This window comes from Xanthobacter tagetidis (assembly GCF_003667445.1).
In the GTDB taxonomy this organism is placed as follows: domain Bacteria; phylum Pseudomonadota; class Alphaproteobacteria; order Rhizobiales; family Xanthobacteraceae; genus Xanthobacter; species Xanthobacter tagetidis.
Window position 1 is genome coordinate 254,378 of the sequence record NZ_RCTF01000002.1, and the last position, 17,745, is coordinate 272,122.

The 17,745-nt window shown below is 70.9% G+C and carries 13 protein-coding genes; 9 read left to right on the top strand and 4 right to left on the bottom strand.

Going from position 1 to position 17,745, the window contains the following annotated elements:
- Positions 1-2: 2 nt before the first annotated feature.
- The 7 genes from cbiQ (at position 3) to D9R14_RS03995 (ending at position 5,744) form a co-directional block, all read left to right on the top strand.
- Positions 3-779, top strand: coding sequence for a cobalt ECF transporter T component CbiQ (gene cbiQ / locus D9R14_RS03965; protein ID WP_121622007.1), 777 nt, complete (start codon positions 3-5; stop codon positions 777-779).
- Entirely contained in the window at positions 776-1,504 is a 729-nt protein-coding gene (locus tag D9R14_RS03970; RefSeq protein WP_121622008.1) for an energy-coupling factor ABC transporter ATP-binding protein, read from the top strand. Before cbiQ ends, D9R14_RS03970 begins: the two co-directional genes overlap by 4 nt.
- A 90-nt stretch (positions 1,505-1,594) precedes the next feature.
- Entirely contained in the window at positions 1,595-2,095 is a 501-nt protein-coding gene (nikR, locus tag D9R14_RS03975; protein WP_121622009.1) for a nickel-responsive transcriptional regulator NikR, read from the top strand.
- Positions 2,096-2,729: 634 nt separating this feature from the next.
- The gene (locus tag D9R14_RS03980) at positions 2,730-3,110 is read left to right on the top strand and encodes a YciI family protein (protein WP_121622010.1); all 381 of its coding nucleotides are present in this window, start codon (positions 2,730-2,732) and stop codon (positions 3,108-3,110) included.
- 36 nt (positions 3,111-3,146) lie between these two features.
- A complete protein-coding gene (locus D9R14_RS03985; RefSeq protein ID WP_121622108.1) occupies positions 3,147-4,436 on the top strand; it encodes an RNA polymerase sigma factor in 1,290 nt (429 codons plus the stop codon).
- A 42-nt stretch (positions 4,437-4,478) separates the two neighbouring features.
- Positions 4,479-4,904, top strand: a complete 426-nt coding sequence (locus tag D9R14_RS03990) for a VOC family protein (protein ID WP_121622011.1) — start codon at positions 4,479-4,481, stop codon at positions 4,902-4,904.
- 252 nt (positions 4,905-5,156) lie between these two features.
- The gene (locus tag D9R14_RS03995) at positions 5,157-5,744 is read left to right on the top strand and encodes an SRPBCC domain-containing protein (RefSeq protein WP_121622012.1); all 588 of its coding nucleotides are present in this window, start codon (positions 5,157-5,159) and stop codon (positions 5,742-5,744) included.
- Positions 5,745-5,762: 18 nt separating this feature from the next.
- Here the strand turns inward: D9R14_RS03995 and D9R14_RS04000 are convergent, their stop codons facing one another.
- From D9R14_RS04000 to D9R14_RS04015, 4 genes are all read right to left on the bottom strand, one after another.
- Positions 5,763-7,169 carry a TRAP transporter large permease gene (locus tag D9R14_RS04000; protein WP_121622013.1) on the bottom strand — a complete coding sequence of 469 codons (1,407 nt, stop codon included), beginning with the start codon at positions 7,167-7,169 and terminating at the stop codon, positions 5,763-5,765.
- A 4-nt stretch (positions 7,170-7,173) separates the two neighbouring features.
- Entirely contained in the window at positions 7,174-7,758 is a 585-nt protein-coding gene (locus D9R14_RS04005; RefSeq protein WP_121622014.1) for a TRAP transporter small permease, read from the bottom strand.
- A 309-nt stretch (positions 7,759-8,067) separates the two neighbouring features.
- Entirely contained in the window at positions 8,068-9,087 is a 1,020-nt protein-coding gene (locus D9R14_RS04010) for a sialic acid TRAP transporter substrate-binding protein SiaP (RefSeq protein WP_121622015.1), read from the bottom strand.
- Positions 9,088-9,667: 580 nt separating this feature from the next.
- Positions 9,668-12,784 carry an Rne/Rng family ribonuclease gene (locus D9R14_RS04015; RefSeq protein WP_121622016.1) on the bottom strand — a complete coding sequence of 1,039 codons (3,117 nt, stop codon included), beginning with the start codon at positions 12,782-12,784 and terminating at the stop codon, positions 9,668-9,670.
- An 820-nt stretch (positions 12,785-13,604) separates the two neighbouring features.
- Between D9R14_RS04015 and D9R14_RS04020 the strand changes: the two genes are divergently transcribed.
- Positions 13,605-14,939 carry an N-acetylmuramoyl-L-alanine amidase gene (locus D9R14_RS04020; RefSeq protein ID WP_121622017.1) on the top strand — a complete coding sequence of 445 codons (1,335 nt, stop codon included), beginning with the start codon at positions 13,605-13,607 and terminating at the stop codon, positions 14,937-14,939.
- A gap of 249 nt (positions 14,940-15,188) precedes the next feature.
- Positions 15,189-17,600: a penicillin-binding protein 1A gene (locus D9R14_RS04025; RefSeq protein ID WP_121622109.1), complete on the top strand. Its 2,412-nt coding sequence runs from the start codon at positions 15,189-15,191 to the stop codon at positions 17,598-17,600.
- The last annotated feature ends 145 nt before the right edge of the window (positions 17,601-17,745 follow it).

A 17,745-nucleotide genomic window follows, 5' to 3' on the forward strand; every position in this document is an offset into this window, starting at 1 on the left:
CGATGCCCGCCGCGCTCGGCGCCGCGCCCGTGCGGGTCTCCTTCGGCATCGCCGCGCTCGATCCGCGCACGCGCCTCCTCGGCGCCTTCGCCGGGGTCCTGGCGGTGGCTCTCCTCTCCAGCCTTTGGGTGCTCGCCGCGGCGGCGCTCGGCACCTTCGCGCTGGCGCTGGCGGCAGGGCCGGGCACGGCGGCGCTGATGCGGCGCCTGGTCCATCTCGAAGGCTTCATGCTGGTGCTGCTCGCGCTCCTGCCCTTCACGGTGCCGGGCACGCCGCTGTTCGGCGCCCCGCCCTTCGTCGCCAGCGCGGAAGGCTTCGCCCGCGCCGTGCAGATCCTGCTCAAGGTGAATGCCTGCGGCTTCCTGGTCTTCGCGCTCCTGGGCGGCCTGGAGCCGGTGCGCATCGGTGCCGCGGCGCTGGCGCTCAAGGCGCCCGAGCGCCTCGTGCAGCTCTTCCTCCTGGTGGTCCGCTATGGCGGGGTGCTGCGGGCCGAGGCGGCGCGGCTCCAGGAGGCCATGCGGGCGCGCGCGTTCGCGCCGCGGGCCTCGCTCACCTGGTCGCTGCATACCTGGCGCACCTACGGCCACATGCTCGGCATGGTGCTGGTGCGCGCGCTGGAGCGCGCCGAGCGCGTCTCCGAGGCCATGCGCTGCCGCGGCTTTTCCGGCCGGCTGCCGGCGTCGGCGGAGCGGCCCGCCCTCGGCGCCGCAGACCTCGCCTTCGCGCTCCTGCTGGCGGCCGCGATCCTCGCCGCCTTCGCGGCGGAGCACCTCGCATGAGCGCGCTCCTCGCGCTCGACGGCGTCACGGTGGCGCGCGGCGGGCGCACCGTGCTCGCCGGCGCGGACCTTCAGCTTCATGCCGGCGAGCGCCTCGCTTTGGTCGGCCCCAACGGCGCGGGCAAGACCACGCTGCTGCGCACCCTCGTCGGCCTGGAGCGCCCGAGCGCGGGCCGCGTCGTCGCCTTCGGCGCGGAACGGCGCACGGAAGTGGACTTCGGCACCGTGCGCGCCCGCGCGCAGCTCATGTTCCAGGACCCGGACGACCAGCTCTTCTGCCCCACCGTGATCGACGACGTGGCGTTCGGCCCGCTCAATCTCGGCCGGAAGCGCGATGAGGCCTTCGCCGCCGCGCGGGCGGTGCTGGAGCGCCTCGGTCTGGTGCATCTGGCGGACCGGGTGACGCACCGCCTTTCCGGCGGCGAGAAGCGCCTCGTGTGCCTCGCCGCGCTGATCGCCATGGCGCCGGACGCACTGCTGCTCGACGAGCCCACCAACGACCTCGACGAGGAGAACCGTGCCCGCATGATCGACATCCTGCTGCGGCTCGACGCGGCTCTGCTTCTGGTCTCGCACGACCGCGACTTCCTGGAGCGCATCGCCACCCGCGCCGTGCTTCTGCGCGAGGGGACGGTCCGGCCCGCGCTGGTGCACCGCCATGTGGTGACGCAGGAGGAGATCCACATTCACGGCCTGGACGCGAGCCACCGCCACGCGGAGGGGTGAGGCTTTACGCGGCGCCGCCGCTGGCCTACCTCGGGTGGCGGGGCGATCGGCCACCTGACCCGGCCACCCTGCCCCCATGGAGAGGGCGCCATGCAGCGCGTGACCGTCACCCTGGACGAGGACCTCGTCGCCGAACTCGACCGCTTCATCGAGAGCCGCGGCTACCAGAACCGCTCCGAGGCGGTGCGCGACCTCGCCCGCTCTGGCCTGCGCGAGGCCGCCGAGGCGGCCGGCGAGGGCGGCGACGCGGTGGGCGCGCTGGTCTATCTCTACGACCACGAGGCGCGCAACATGTCGAAGCGCCTGACCGAGGCGCACCACCTGCACCACGATATGTCGGTGTGCACGCTGCACATGCATCTCGACCACGACCAGTGCCTTGAGGTGGCGCTGCTGCGCGGGCCGACCCGCAGCCTGCGGCACTTCTCCGAGCGCCTGATCGCCGAGCGCGGCGTGCGCCACGGGCGCCTGGTGATGGTCCCGGTGGAAGCCCGCGCCGCCGGCGAGGGGCACGGCCACGGCTACAGCCACGGCCCGCACGGCCATCACCACCACCACCACGACGACGACACGGGTGATTCCTCCGCGTGAGGGTGGGGCGGCCAGGCGTGGGCAAGGCGTCTTCCAGAGCGCGAGCCGCGCTGCGCCTGCCGGGAACCCCTCTCCCTGGGGGAGAGGGTAGGGTGAGGGGCCCGCGTGAGGGCGTGTGCGGCGGGCGCTCCTCCCCCCTCCCGCAAGGGGAGAGAGAGCGCGAACGGTGGGGCCGGTCCTCGGTCCGCGGTGTCGCTTGGTCCGGGAACAGGCACAGGATGTCGCCGCCCGCGTGCCCCGGCCGACTGCAACGGCGCGCAGCGCCGTGGAAGGAGAGCCGGGGCCCAGCGCAAGAGTTCGCCGCAGGCGGCCCTTGCCCGCCGCAGGCGGGCGTCACCGTTTTGCCCGCTGCGCGGGAGTTTCCCCTGGACCCCGGCTTGGCGCTCCAGCTTCGCTGTCGCTTGGCCGGGGAACGGCTCCAGCTTCGCTGTCGCTTCGCCGTGGAACAGCGCCGGCATGCGCATGCCGGGCGCTCCTCCCTTCCCCCTTGCGGGAGAGGGGGCGCGAACGGTAGGGCCGGTCTTCGGACTGAGCGGGCGGGGGAAGAGGAAGGAGCCCCTGCGCACTTTGCCGCACCCTGTCGGCATCGGGCATACTCCGGCGTCCTTCGGACCGAGCCACGGAGACCAAGCCCATGATGTACGCCATTCTCTGCTACCACGAGGAAGACGTGGTCTGCGCCTGGACCAAGGAGCAGGACGATGCCGTGATGGCGCGGCTCGCGGTGGTGCAGGAACGGCTGACCAAGGAGGGCAGGATGGGCGCCTCGCTGCGCCTGCTCCCCACCTCCGCCGCGACCACCCTGCGCAAGAGCCAGGAGCCGCCGCTGGTGATCGACGGGCCGTTCGCCGAGACCAAGGAGCAGCTTCTGGGCTTCTACCTCGTGGATGCGGACGACCTCGACGGGGCGCTGGAGATTGCCCGCGCGCTGGGCGAGGCCAATCCCGGCGGCGCGCTGGAGGTGCGGCCGGTGGGGCTGTTCGTTCCCGACATGCGGCAGGGCGCCAAGTCCTGAGCCGGCGCGCAGAACCCGCCCATGACCGACACGGCGCTGACCGACACCGCCTTCATCCACGCCGCGCTCACCGCCGCGCGGCCGCAGGCGATGGGCGCGCTGCTGCGCTATTTCCGCGACCTCGACACCGCGGAGGAAGCCTATCAGGAGGCCTGCCTGAGGGCGCTCAAATCGTGGCCGCAGAAGGGGCCGCCGCGTGATCCCGTGGCCTGGCTCATCCTGGTGGGGCGCAACGCCGCGCTCGACGGCAAGCGCCGCGCCGCGCGCGATGCGCCGCTGCCGCCGGACGCGGCGATCTCCGACCTCGACGACATCGAGGCGCCCATGGCCGAGCGGCTCGACGGCGCGCACTATCGCGACGACGTGCTGCGGCTGCTGTTCATCTGCTGCCATCCCGAACTGCCCCACACCCAGCAGATCGCCTTGGCGCTGCGCGTGGTCTCCGGCCTCTCGGTGAAGCAGATCGCCCGCGCCTTCCTGGTGAGCGAGGCGGCCATGGAGCAGCGCATCACCCGCGCCAAGGCGCGCATCGCCAAGGCCGAGGTGCCGTTCGAGGCGCCCGGCGCGGTGGAGCGGGCGGAGCGGTTCCAGACCGTGGCGGCCATGATCTATCTCGTGTTCAACGAGGGCTATTCCGCCGCCGCCGATCCCGCGCGGGCGGGCCTATGCGAGGATGCCATCCGCCTCGCGCGGCTGCTGCTGCGCCTGTTTCCCGCCGAGCCGGAGATCATGGGCCTGCTGGCGCTGCTGCTGCTCCAGCACGCCCGCGCCCGCGCCCGCTTCGATGCCGCGGGCGAGCCGGTGCTGCTGGACGCGCAGGACCGCACCTTGTGGGACCGCGAGCGCATCATCGAGGGGCTGGCGCTGGTGGACAAGGCGCTGCGCCACCGCGCGCCCGGCCCCTACCAGGTGCAGGCCGCCATCGCCGCGACCCATGGGCGGGCGGCGCGCGCCGAGGACACCGACTGGGCGCAGATCGACGCGCTCTATGCGGCGCTGGAATTCATGCGGCCCTCGCCCGTGGTCACGCTCAACCGCGCGGTGGCGGTGAGCAAGGTGAAGGGGCCGGAGGCGGCGCTCGCCATGATCGCGCCGCTTGAGGGGCCGCTCTCGGGCTATTTCCATTTCCACGGCGCCAAGGGCGCGTTCCTTCTCCAGCTGGAGCGCAACGCCGAGGCGAAGGTGGCGTTCGACACCGCCATCAGCCTCGCCGGCACGGCGGCGGAGGCGAGCCAGATCCGCCGCTATCTCGACCAGGCGGCGGGCGACAGTGCGGCAAAAAAAGGCGGCGGGGATGTCGGTCCCGGCCCGGCGGACGCGTCATAACCAGGAGCGCGCCGCCCGGCGCGCCGAGAACGGAGAGCATCCATGGAGCAGACGGCGGAGAACCTGAAGGCCGGCATGGCGCCGGTGAAGGGCGGCGTGGTGCCCTATTTGCAGATCGACGGCGCCCTGAAGGCGGCCGAGCTGTATGGCCGCGCGCTCGGCGCCGAGACGGTGGCGGTGCTCCCGCCCGACGAGAAGGGGCGCACCATGCATGTGCACCTCTACGTCAACGGCTCCTCGATCATGATGGGCGATCCCAATCCCGAATGCGGCTACGAGCTTGAGACGCCGCAGGGCTATTCCCTGGTGCTGCAGGTCACCGACATCGACGCTTGGTGGGCGCGCGCCCGCGCCGCCGGCTTCGAGGAGATGATGCCGGTCCAGGACATGTTCTGGGGCGCCCGCTACGGGCAGTTGCGCGATCCGTTCGGCGTGGTGTGGGCCATGAACCAGCCGCTGGCCGGGTAACGCCTCCCGGCGCCGAGCCGGGGCCCAGGGGAAACTTCCGCGCAGCGGGCAAGACCGGGAAGGCCCCGTCTTTGGCGGGAGAAGCCGCCTTCGGCGTACCCCTTGCGCTGGGCCCCGGCTCTCCTTCCACTGCGCTTCGCTCCGTTGCAGTCGGCCGGGGCGCGGGGGCGGCGCACAGGAGCCCCCGGTTTGACAAAATGGGGTCGATCGCCTCCAAGCTCGCCCCGCGCGACGCCCGAAGCGAGGAGCGGCATGTCCACCAAGGCGGCACCCGGCGGAGCCTGGAGCCAGAGCACCAAGAGCCTGATCGCAGCCGACCGGCCCACCCTCGACGAGATGGCGGGCGAGGCGCTGGCGCGGCCAGGCCGGCTGCGCATCGCGCCGCGCGGCGACCTCGAAATCCTGTTCGCCCGGACCTTCGCCGCGCCGCCTGCCGCCGTGTTCCACGCCTGGACCGATCCGAGCCTCGCGCGGCAGTGGCTCGGCGCACCTGGCTTTCCCGTCATCGAGGCCGCGTCGGACCCGGTGCCGGGTGGCGCCTATCATTATGCGGTGGCCGATCCCGCGGGGCGCGTGATGGGCTGGGCGGGCACCTTCGGCGCTGTGACGCCAGACCAGGGCTTCCGCGCCACCGAGCGCTCCGACCCGGCCTGGTATCCCGGTGCGACGCAGGTGGCGCTGGAGCTGCGCGCTGCGGCGGGCGGCAGCGTGGCGCTGATCACTTACGCCTATGAGAGCCTGCCGGCCCGCACTCTGGTGCTGCGCTCGCCTATGGATGCGGGCCTTGCCGCCGGCCTCGACCGCCTCGCGGCGCTGGTGGAGAGGGCGCCGCCCGGCTGAGCCGCTGCCGCCCGTCCCTCACCGCCCGAAGCCCATGGCGTTGGGCAGCCAGAGGGTGAGCGCGGGAATGTAGGTGATGGCGATCAGCGCCAGGATGAGCGGCACCAGCCAGGGCAGGATGGCGACCGTCGTGCGCTCCACCGAGAGCTTCGCCACCCGCGCCAGCACGAACAGCACCATGCCGAGCGGGGGGTGCAGCAGGCCGATCATCAGGTTGAGCACCATGATGAGCCCGAAATGGATCGGGTCGATGCCGAGCTTGAGCACGATCGGCAAGAGGATCGGCACCAGGATAGTGATGGCGGCGATGGTGTCGATGAAGCAGCCGACGAACAGGATCAGCAGGTTCGCCAGCAGCAGGAACACCCACTTGTTCTGGGTGAAGCCGAGGATGGCGTCGGTGAGCATCTGCGCCGCCTGGCTGGCCGTGAGCAGCCAGGCGAAGATGGAGGCGGCGGTGACGATGAACAGCACCGAGGCGGTGGTCTCGATGGTGTCGAACGTCGCCTTGGCCAGCGTCCTCATGGTCATGGAGCGGTAGCGGACGAGGCCGAGGAACAGCGACCAGATCACCGCCGCCACCGCCGCCTCGGTGGGCGTGAACCAGCCGAGCGTCATGCCGCCGATGAGGATCACCGGCGTCATCAGCGCCATCACGGCGGAGAAGTCGTAATACCAGTCGAGGGCGATGAGCGCGGCGAGCGCGATCAGCACCGCCTGGTTGGTGGAGAGCCCGGCCTCGATCATGCCGTAGACCGCCAGCGGGAAGGCCAGCACCACCACCACCTCGGTGCCCGCGGACAGGAGCTGGCGCCAGGAGAAGGCGGCGTCCGCGCCCCATTTGTTGCGGCGGGCGAAATAGGCGACGGTGATCATCATCAAAAGCGTCATCACCACGCCCGGCACCACGCCGCCGAGGAACAGCGCGCCGATGGAGACGTTGGCGAGCATGCCGTAGATCACGAACGGCAGGCTCGGCGGGATGATCGGGCCGAGCGTCGCCGAGGCGGCCGTGACGCCGACCGCGAACTCGGTGGAATAGCCATGGTCCTTCATGGCCTTGATCTCGATGGTGCCGAGCCCGGCGGCGTCGGCGATGGCGGTGCCCGACATGCCGGAGAAGATCACCGAGCCGATGATGTTCACCTGGCCGAGGCCGCCGCGCATCCAGCCCACCAGCGCCACCGCGAAGGCATAGATGCGCCCGGTGACGCCGGCGATGTTCATGAGGTTGCCGGCGAGGATGAAGAACGGCACCGCCAGCAGCGGGAAGCTCTCGACGCCCGCGATCATGCGCTGGGCGATCACCACGTCCGGCACCGTGCCGGAAACCAGGATGTAGAGCAGCGAAGAGCCGGCGAGCGCGATCGCCACCGGAACGCCGCAGATCATGAGGGCGAGGAAGCCGCCGATGAGGATCCACATGGGCTCAGTCTCCCTTGTGCTCGAAGGGGGAGCCCTCGAAGGCCTCCGGTCTCTCAAGGATGGAATAGCCGCGGCGGATGTTGCACCAGGAGACCTGGAGCGAGCGCACCAGCATCATCACGAAGCCGAACAGCACCGCGTAATAGACGTAGCTCTTGGGCGCGTTGACCATCACCATGGGCTCGTCGCCCACCAGCGCGATGTAGCGCACCATCAGCCACACGCCGTAGGCGATGAAGCCGGTGCGCACGAGGTCGACGCCCAGCGCCATGGCCCGCGCCGGCGCGGGCGGCAGGAAGCGGTAGATGAGGTCCACCTGGATGTGGCGCGACAGGCGCACGCACATCGAGGCGCCGATGAAGACCACCGCCACCAGGAAGTAGCTGGCGATCTCCTCGGTCCAGGCGAAGCTGTCGTTCAGCACGTAGCGCGTGAAGAACTGGAGGAAGACCAGCCCCGCCATGATCCAGAAGGCGACGAGGGTGATCCAGTCCTCGAAGGCGTAGGAGGACAGGTCCACCTCCTCCTGTACGTCGAAGGTGTGGGCGAGCTCCTCGCCGGTGACGCGGGTGTGCGTTTCGTGGGCCATGGGGGTCCGCTGCGGATGGGGTGGGGTCTGGCGTGGGCGTGCGGCCATGGCGCCGCCGTCACCCTCCGGCTCGTCCGGAGGGTCCACCCCTCTGCTTGCGCCGGCGGAGGGGTGGATGCCCCGGACAAGCCGGGGCATGACGGCAGTGGCAGGCCGGAGGAACGGGCGCCGGGGCGCCCGTCCATCTACTGAAGCCGCTGCGCCCCGGGCTTTCGCCCGCTGCGCGGGAGTCTTGCGCTGGACCCCGGCTCGGCGCTCCGGCTGCGCCGTCGCTGGGCCGAGGAACGGGCGCCGGGGGGCGCCCGTTCCTCACATGCCGTCGCTCTTGATGGCCTGGATGCGGTCCCAGTCCGCCTTGCGGTAGCCGAAGCTCTCGAAGGTGATGTTCTTCATCACCGTGTCGCGGTACTCAGCCGTGTCCACCTCGACCACGTTCAGGCCCTTCTGCTTGAACACGTCGAGCAGCTCCTTCTCGCGCGCCGCGACCTCCTTGGTGGCGCGCGCCGCCGCTTCCAGCGCCACCTCGGTGAAGATCACGCGATCCTCGGGCGAGAGCTGGTTCCACAGCTTGGCGGAGATGATGGTGTTGAGGTGGTCGACGATGTGCCCGGTAAGGATGATATTCTTCTGCACCTCGAAGAACTTCTTCGCCTCGATGGTGGTGAGCGGGTTCTCCTGCGCGTCCACGGTGCCGTTCTGGAGCGCCAGATACACCTCGGCGAAGGCGATGGGCGTGATGTTGGCGCCGCAGGCCTTGGGCATGGCGAGGTAGGCCGGGGCGTCGGGCACGCGGATCTTCAGGCCCTTCATCTCGGCGCAGGTCTTGAACAGCTTGTTCGAGGTCGCCTGGCGCACGCCGTAATAGGTCACGGCGACGATGTGGTTGCCGGTCTTCTCGTTGTAGCCCTTGGCGAGGTCCTTGAAGACGTCGCTCTTGGCATAGGCCAGCAGGTGGTTCGCATCGCGGAAAGTATAGGGATAATAGGTGACGCCGATCGGCGGATAGGCCTTCCCGGCGAAGCTCGACCCCGAGATGATCATGTCGACCGTACCCAGGGTGAGGCCCTGGTTGATGTCGCTCTCCTTGCCGAGCTGCGAGGAGGGGTAGACGTCGATCTGGTAGCGTCCGTTGGTGCGCTTGGCGATCTCGCCGGCGGCCCAGACCGAGGCGGTGTGGAACGGCTCGGCCGGCTCGTAGACGTGCGCCCACTTGAGCTTGGTCTGGGCGCTGGCGGCGCCCGAGGCGAGCACGGCGGCCAGCGCGGCGGCGCCGAAGACGGCGGCGCTGAAGACGGATGCGGCGGAGAAGCCGCTGCGAAGACGGGTCATCCTGTTCCTCCCGATATGAGCGCGGCGTCTGTGTCCGCCTTTGAGGGTCGGCTGTATGGATCCGCGTGTGCGGTAGGCGCGTGCTGAGGCGCCTATGGTTGAACCACCTGTTCTGCGACGCGTGTCCTGTGTCGACGGGGCCTTGGCGGACCCCGTTTAAATCGTTTTGATTCGTGGGCACACCACGCCCGCCGCTGCTGCATGGTACTATGGCAGCCGCAACCGGCAAGGGGTCTCTCGCGCGGCGCGTGTCTTGTTTTCTTTCCGCTGGGCCGGCTCCCTCTCCCGCTTGCGGGGAGGGGTGGGGGTGCCGGGCGCTAGGTGCTCCACCTGGATCGGGGCAGAGGCGGGGCCAGTGACGACTTCGCCGGCGTGCGCCGCGCCACAGGCTTTCCCCCTCTCAGCCCCGGGAGAGGGTTCCGTGTCCCAGCCTGGTCGCAAGCCCTCACACCGCGCCCCCTTCCGCGCCCCCTGGCAGCCCGCCATCGCGCGCGGCACCGCCGCGCACCAAACAAAAACGCCTCCCGGGGCGTCCCGGGAGGCGGTGTCGTCGATCGGCCTTGGTCGGTTGAGCCGCGGTTCAGTCGCCGAACAGCTTGCGCTGCCACCAGCCCGAGCGCGGCTTCTGCGGCTCGCCCGAAGGCGCGGCGGGGGCAGGGGGTTCCACGGGCGCGGGGGCGGCGGCCTCCACCATCGTCTCGGTCACCGCGACGCTTTCGGCCGGAATCTCCGCCGCCGGGCTCTCCGGCGGAGCGGCCGGGACGGCCTCGCCGCCGCCGAGCACCACGGGCGCCTTCTCGCGCACGGTGGAGCGGCGGCGCGGCTTGCCGGCGTCTTCCGCAGCCGATGCGGCCTCGGCGGGCGCGGCTTCTGCCGGCGGGGCGAAGCGCGGCGCGGGTGCCGGCTCGGCGGAGACGGACGCAGCGGGTTCGTCGGCCGCCGGCGGCGCATAGGCATAGGGCGTCACCGCCGGAGCCGGGGTCCAGGCGTCCGGCGCGTCGCCGGGGCGCTCGGATGGGGGCTTGTCGTCGGTGCGGTCGTCGGAAGCGTGGTCGTCGGAAGCGAGGTCTTCGGCGCCGCGCGCCTCGGGCGCCCCGTCCTCGCCTTCGGCCTCGCCCTCGCCGGCCTCGCTCACGCCGTCCTCGCGCTCGCGCCGGTTGCGGCGTCCGCCGCGGCGTCCGCGGCGGCGACGGCGGCGGTCGCCGTTCTCGTCCTCGCCCTCTGCGGCGCCTTCGGCGCGGTCCTCGTCGCCGCGCTCGTCGGCCTTGTCCTCGCCTTCGCCGTCCTCGGCTTCGGAGACGGCGTCCTCGTCGTCCTCCTCGCCTTCGGCATCGCCCTCGCGGGCCTCGCGGGTCTCATCGCGCTCGCCGCGCCGGCGCCGGCGCCGGCGGCGCTTGCGGCGGCTGCCGTCGTCGGCGCGCTCCTCGGAGGCGGCTTCCGTGCCGTCGGCCTCGGCCGCCTCCTCCTGGCCCTCCTGGCCGTCCTCGTCCTCCTCCTCGCCATAGTCTTCGTCGAGCAGGATGGAATCGGGCTGCACCACGCTTGTGAGACGCGGCGCGGCGGGGGCCGGGGCGGCCGGGTCGCCCTTCTCGATGATGAAGGGCTGGTGGCCGGTGACGCTGTCGTCGGCGGAGATGGAGAGCGTGACGGAGAAGCGCTCCTCCAGCTCGCGCAGGTGGGCGCGCTTCTGGTTCAGCACATAGAGCGCCACCTCGGTGCGGGTGCGGCCCACGAGGTTGTGGGTGGTGGAGCGCAGGAGCTGCTCCTCCAAGGCGCGCAGGAGCTGCAGCGCCACGGAGGCGGCGGAGCGCACGTGGCCGGTGCCGCCGCAGTGCGGGCACACCTCGATGGAGCTTTCCAGCACGCCGGTGCGGATGCGCTGGCGCGACATCTCCAGCAGGCCGAAGTGCGAGATGCGGCCGATCTGGATGCGCGCCCGGTCGTTTTTCAGGCAATCCTTGAGCTTGCGCTCCACCGAGCGGTTGTTGCGCTTCTCCTCCATGTCGATGAAGTCGATGACGATCAGGCCCGCGAGGTCGCGCAGCCGGAGCTGGCGCGCGATCTCCTCGGCGGCTTCCATGTTCGTCTTGAGCGCGGTGTCCTCGATGTGGTGCTCGCGGGTGGCGCGCCCGGAGTTCACGTCGATGGAGACCAGAGCCTCGGTGGGATTGATGACGATGTAGCCGCCGCTCTTGAGCTGCACCACGGGCGAGAACATGGCGTCGAGCTGCTGCTCCACCCCGTAGCGGGCGAAGATCGGCTGGCTCTCGCGGTAGGGAATGACGCTCTTCGCATGGCTCGGCATGAGCATGCGCATGAAGTCCTTGGCCTCCTTGTAGCCGGCCTCGCCGGCCACAAGGATGTCGTCGATGTCCTTGTTGTAGAGATCGCGGATCGCCCGCTTGATGAGCGACCCCTCCTCATAGACGAGGTTCGGGGCGGCGGAATTGAGCGTCAGCTCGCGCACCGTCTCCCAAAGGCGCAGCAAATACTCGAAGTCCCGCTTGATCTCGACCTTGGTGCGGTTGGCGCCGGCGGTGCGCAGGATGATGCCCATCCCCTCCGGCACCTCCAGGTCCTGCACCACGTCCTTCAGGCGCTTCCTGTCCACCGCATTGGTGATCTTGCGGGAGATGCCGCCGCCGCGCGCGGTGTTGGGCATCAGCACCGAATAGCGGCCGGCCAGCGAGAGATAGGTGGTGAGCGCCGCGCCCTTGTTGCCGCGCTCTTCCTTCACCACCTGCACCAGCATCACCTGGCGCCGGCGGATGACCTCCTGGATCTTGTAGGAGCGGGCGCGGCGCTGCGGCGCGCGCTCCGGCACCTCCTCCATGGCGTCGTCGTCGGCGCCGAGATTCTCGATTTCCTCGTCCTCGTCGATCTGGTCGACGTCGCTGTCCTCTTCGTCGTCGTCCTCGTCGTCGGCGGGGGCGCGGCTTTCGGCGTCAGCGTGCTCTACGGCGTGCGGGGCACGGGCGCCCTCCTCGTCGTCGGGCAGGATCGGCGCCGGGTGGCTCTCGGCCTCGGCCGCCTCGCGGAGCCGCTCGTCCTCGTCCTCATCGTCGTGCGCCTGCTCCGCGGGGGCGGGCAAGGCGGCGCCGAACTGGGAATCGATCGCAGCCTCGATGCGGGCTTCGGTCTGCGCGGCCTCCTCGGCGGGGGCGACGAGCTCGGCCATGGAGCCGGCGTGGTCGACGGCCGGCGCGGTCTCAGCGACGGCTTCCTCTGCGGGAGCAAAGTCCGCGACGCCGTCGGCCGGTGCGGAGGCCTCGCCCTCGGGCGCGGCGTCGACGACGATCTCGGCCTCCTCCACCTCCTCGGTGACGGCGGCATCCGGCGCGGCGCGGCGCGAGCGGCCGCGCTCGCGGCGCCGGTCGCGCATCTCATGCTCGTCCTCGGCGAGGCGGGCGGCGCGCTCCTCCTCCTCGATCAGCGCGAGGCGGTCGGCGACCGGGATCTGGTAGTAGTCCGGATGGATCTCGCTGAAGGCGAGGAAGCCGTGGCGGTTGCCGCCATATTCCACGAACGCCGCCTGGAGGGAGGGTTCGACCCGCGTCACCTTCGCGAGGTAGATGTTGCCCCGCAGCTGCTTGCGGGACGCGGACTCATAGTCGAACTCTTCGACCCGGTTGCCGCGCACGACCACCACCCGGGTCTCCTCCGGGTGGGTGGCATCGATGAGCATCTTGTTGGCCATGGAAATCTCTCTTCGCGGCGCCGGAGGCTGGGCCCCGGAACGGTCGCCGGGGCGCAGCCGCAATCAGGCCCGCCCGGACGCCGCTGGAACGCCGGATGTGATGACGTGAGGAGGTAGAGACGCGAGCGCGCCCGGGCGTGTTGCGAACACCCTCGGCGTCGGGGCACACGGGGGCGCGATGAGCGCGCCGGTCGTGCGGAGAAAAATCCATGCCCTCGGCTACTCGTTCCTCGATGACGGGTCCGGCCGGACCCGGGGGCGAGCCCCCGGTCAGCCATCGTACACGCCCGCGCGATTCCCCAAATCGAACCGAAGGGGCCGATGGACGAAGGCGGCGAGGGGCCGTCGCCCGGACATCGTCGAGGATGCCCGACGTCCGCGCGCCGCCCTGAGGGGCGGGAGGCGGGACAAGGCCATGACCCTCGCGACCGATCTCCTGGCGGAGGACAGCCGCACACCGGGACATTGCCCGCGGCAGCCGCGGCCGCCTGAAGCCGAAGGGCCCTGGCCGGAACGCGAACCGTGTACGGTCTTTACTTACCCGCCCGGCTTCATGCTTGGCAAGGTTCTTGCGCGCTGCGGCACAAGACGGCGGCCAGATGGCGGTAACATCAGGCCTTGCGCGGGCCGCAGGCGGCTGCGGCCCGTAAACCGACGGTTAACACGCTGCCCCTTAACGCTTGAGTCGCGGCGCGCCGGGAAGGCTTCGCCGCCCGGTCCGGACGCCGGCGCGGCCAGCCGGATTCGCTGCGGGATCCATCGCGCACCTGCGGGGCGACCACGGTCGCGGCACCGCGGTGCCTCCGAAACGGGGCCGCCCATGACGGCATGCATCGACCCCCGCCCATCGCCCCGACGCGCCCCGCGCGCAGGCGCCCGGCTGCGCGCCTGCCTGGCGGCGCTGCTACCGGTGGTGCTCGCCGCCGGGAGCGTGCGCGCCCAGCCGCCGGCCGATGCGCCGGCTCCCGCCCAGGTCCTCGCTTCCGCTCTCGCGCCGGCGGCCACTGCCGAGGCGGTCGCCGCCCGCGACGCCCGGCTCGCGGGCGACGGCGAGCGCACCCGCCTGGTGGTCGACCTCGACCGCGCCGTGGCGTTCCGCGCCTTTACGCTGGGCAGCCCCTACCGGGTCATCCTCGACCTGTCCGGCGTCGCCTTCCGCTTCGCGCCCGAGCCCGACCAGATGCGGCGCGGCCTCGTTTCGGCCTGGCGGTTCGGCGCGCTGGCGCCGGGCAAGGCGCGCATGGTGCTGGAGGCGACCGGCCCCGTGGCGATCGACAAGGCGTTCGTGCTGGAGCCGCACGACGGCGAGCCCGCTCGCCTGGTGGTGGACCTGGTGCCGACCGACGCCGCGACCTTCGCGCGCCTGAGCGCCTCCGCCGCCGAGCGCCGGCTCGCCCCGCCGCCCGCGCCCGCCGCCGCCGCGCCGGGAGACGCCCGGCCGGTGATCGTGCTTGATCCCGGCCATGGCGGCATCGACAGCGGCACCACTGGCCGCAGCGCGTTCGCCGAGAAGGCCATCGTTCTGGAGACCGCGCTGGCGCTGCGCGACAAGCTGGAGAAGGCGGGCGCCTACCGGGTGGTGATGACGCGCACCGAGGACGTGTTCGTGCCGCTCGGCGAGCGGGTGCGGATCGCCCGCGCAAGCCGCGCCGCGCTGTTCGTCTCGCTGCACGCCGACGCGCTGGCCGCCGGCGACGGCCAGGCGCGCGGGGCGAGCGTCTACACCGCCTCGGAGACCGCGAGCGACGCCGACGCCGCCTCTCTCGCCGAGAAGGAGAACAAGGCCGACCTCATCGCCGGCGTCGACCTCTCCGATGAGAGCGACGAGGTGGCCGGCATCCTGGTGGACCTCGCCCGGCGCGAGACGCGCAACTTCTCCGCCCTGTTCGCGCGCTCGCTGGTGGGCCGGATGAAGGGCGCGGTGCGCACCCACCGCACGCCGCTGCGCTCGGCCGGCTTCAAGGTGCTTGGCGCCCACGACGTGCCCTCGGTGCTGGTGGAGCTCGGCTACATGTCCACGCCCGCCGACCTCAAGCTCCTCACCTCCGAGGCATGGCGCGACCGGGTCACCGATGCCATCCTGCAGGCGATCGCCGAGTTCTTCGAGCCGCAGCTCGCCGGCACCCCGGCCCGCGCCGAGCGACAAGTGCCGTAGCGGAAGATCGGGTCGGCGCGCGCAAGCGTGGCGCTTGTCGCGAAGCAGCCACGTTTGGCCACCATAGAATGCGCCGGATTCGCACCGAAGCGGCGGTCGCGCCATAGGGACGGTCGCGACGAAGTGAGGATGCGCAAGGCTGCGGCCGACACGGTCCGGCAATTTGTCCTTCGCAGCGCGGCGATCTCGCGCTATGGCGATAAAGGGCCGGAAGGCGGCGGGGTCGGCCCGCAGGAGGAAGGCGGGACGATGCGGCTGCTGTTGCGTTTCTTCGGGTTCATGTTCGCGCTCGGCACCCTGGTCCTGATGGCCGGGGCGGCAGGCGCGACCTATTTCGTCTGGAAATATTCCCAGGACCTGCCCGACTACTCGCAGCTGCAGAATTACGAGCCGCCGGTGATGACGCGCGTGCACGCCGCCGACGGCGCGCTGGTCGCGGAGTACGCCAAGCAGCGCCGCCTCTACATCCCCATCCAGTCCGTGCCGAAGCTCGTCATCGAGGCATTCCTGTCGGCCGAGGACAAGAACTTCTACGAGCACGGCGGCCTCGACCCCACGGGCATCTTCCGCGCCGCGAGCCACTTCCTGCAGAACTACGGCAAGAACGTCCGGCCGCAGGGCGCCTCCACCATCACCCAGCAGGTGGCGAAGAACTTCCTGCTCACCAACGAGGTCTCCATCGATCGCAAGATCAAGGAGGCGCTCCTGGCGCTGCGCATCGAGCGCGCCTATTCCAAGGATCGCATCCTCGAACTGTATCTCAACGAGATCTATCTCGGCATGGGCGCCTACGGCATCGCCGCCGCGGCGCTGGTCTATTTCGACAAGTCGGTGGACCAGCTCAACGTGCAGGAGGTGGCCTATCTCGCCGCCCTTCCCAAGGCGCCGTCCACCTACAATCCGTTCCGCGACCGCGACCGCGCCGTCGACCGCCGCAACTGGGTGATCGACCGCATGGTCGAGAACGGCTTCGTGTCCACCGACGACGGCGAGGCGGCCAAGAAGGCGCCCCTCACGGTCACGCCGCGCGCCACCGGCGCCCAGGCGGAGGCGGCGGAATACTATGCCGAGGAGGTGCGCCGCCAGATCTACGAGCGCTACGGCGAGCGCAAGCTCTATGAGGGCGGCCTCTCGGTCCGCACGCCGCTGCGCAGCGACCTCCAGGTGGTGGCCCGCAAGGCGCTGACCGAAGGCATGATCAAGTATGACGAGACGCGCGGCTGGCGCGGCCCGATCAGCCACATGGAGCTTGCCGGCGTCGACTGGGGCGTGAAGCTCGGCGAGGTGAAGGAGTACGGCGACGTGCCGTGGCGCATCGCCGTTGTGCTCGATGTCAACAAGGACAATGCCCGCATCGGCCTCCAGCCGCGGCGCGAGAAGTCCGGCCAGCGCTCGCACGAGCGCGTGGTGGAACTGCTGCCCGCCGACGGCGTGAAGTGGACCCGCAAGCCGCTCAACCAGGTGGTGAAGCCGGGCGACGTGATCCATGTGGAGCCGTTCGCCAACCGGCCGGGCCAGTACCGCCTGCGCCAGATGCCCGGGGTCGAGGGCGCCATCGTGGTGATGGAGCCCACCACCGGCCGCGTGCTCGCGCTCACCGGCGGCTTCTCCTACGACGAGAGCCAGTTCAACCGCGCCACCCAGGCCATGCGCCAGCCCGGCTCATCGTTCAAGCCGTTCGTCTATTCGGCGGCGCTGGACAACGGCTACACGCCGTCCACCATCGTCATGGACGCGCCGTTCGAACTGGAGCAGCAGGGGCAGGCCACATGGCGGCCGGAGAACTATTCCGGCAAGTTCTATGGTCCCCAGACCCTGCGCTTCGGCCTGGAGCAGTCGCGCAACGTGATGACGGTGCGGCTCTCCAACGACGTGGGCATGCCGATCATCGCCGACTATGCCAAGCGCTTCGGCATCTATGACGACATGCCGCCCTACCTCGCCATGGCGCTCGGCTCCGGCGAGACCACGCTGCTGCGCATGACCGGCGCCTACGCCATGATCGCCAATGGCGGGCGCAAGGTGACGCCCTCGCTGATCGACCGCATCCAGGACCGCTACGGCCACACCATCTACCGCCACGACGAGCGCGAGTGCCGCGGCTGCGATGCCGACAAGTGGCAGAACCAGCCGGAGCCGACGCTGATCGACCGGCGCCCGGTGGTGCTCGACCCCATGACCGCCTACCAGATCACCTCCATGATGGAAGGCGTGGTGCAGCGCGGCACCGGTACGGCGCTGAAGGAACTAGGCAAGCCGATCGCCGGCAAGACCGGCACCACGAACGAGGAAAAGGACGCCTGGTTCATCGGCTACACGCCGGAGATCGTGGTGGGCGTCTATCTCGGCTACGACAAGCCGCGGCCCATGGGCAAGGGCTCCACCGGCGGCATCCTCGCCGCGCCCGTGGTGCGCGAGTTCCTGCGCACCGCCATCGCCGACCGGCCGGCCATCCCGTTCCGGGTGCCCGCCGGCATCAAGCTGGTGCGCATCGACCGCAAGAGCGGCCAGCGCACGAGCGCCGGCGACGGCAACGCCATCCTCGAAGCCTTCAAGCCCGGCACCGCCCCGCCGGACGGCTACAACGTGGTCTATTCTGACGGCACCGTGACGCCCGAGGCCGACCGCGCCGTGCGCACGGGGACCGGCGGGCTTTACTGAAGGCGGGGGAGGGCGGCGGCGCCGACCCTGGGGGCCGTTACTGTTCGCTGGCGCGCGCGCCACTTCAGTCGAGATTGTGGGCGCACATGTCGTCGCCCATCGGCCCACCGTCGCCTTTTCCCCACCGTCGCCCTCCGACTTGATC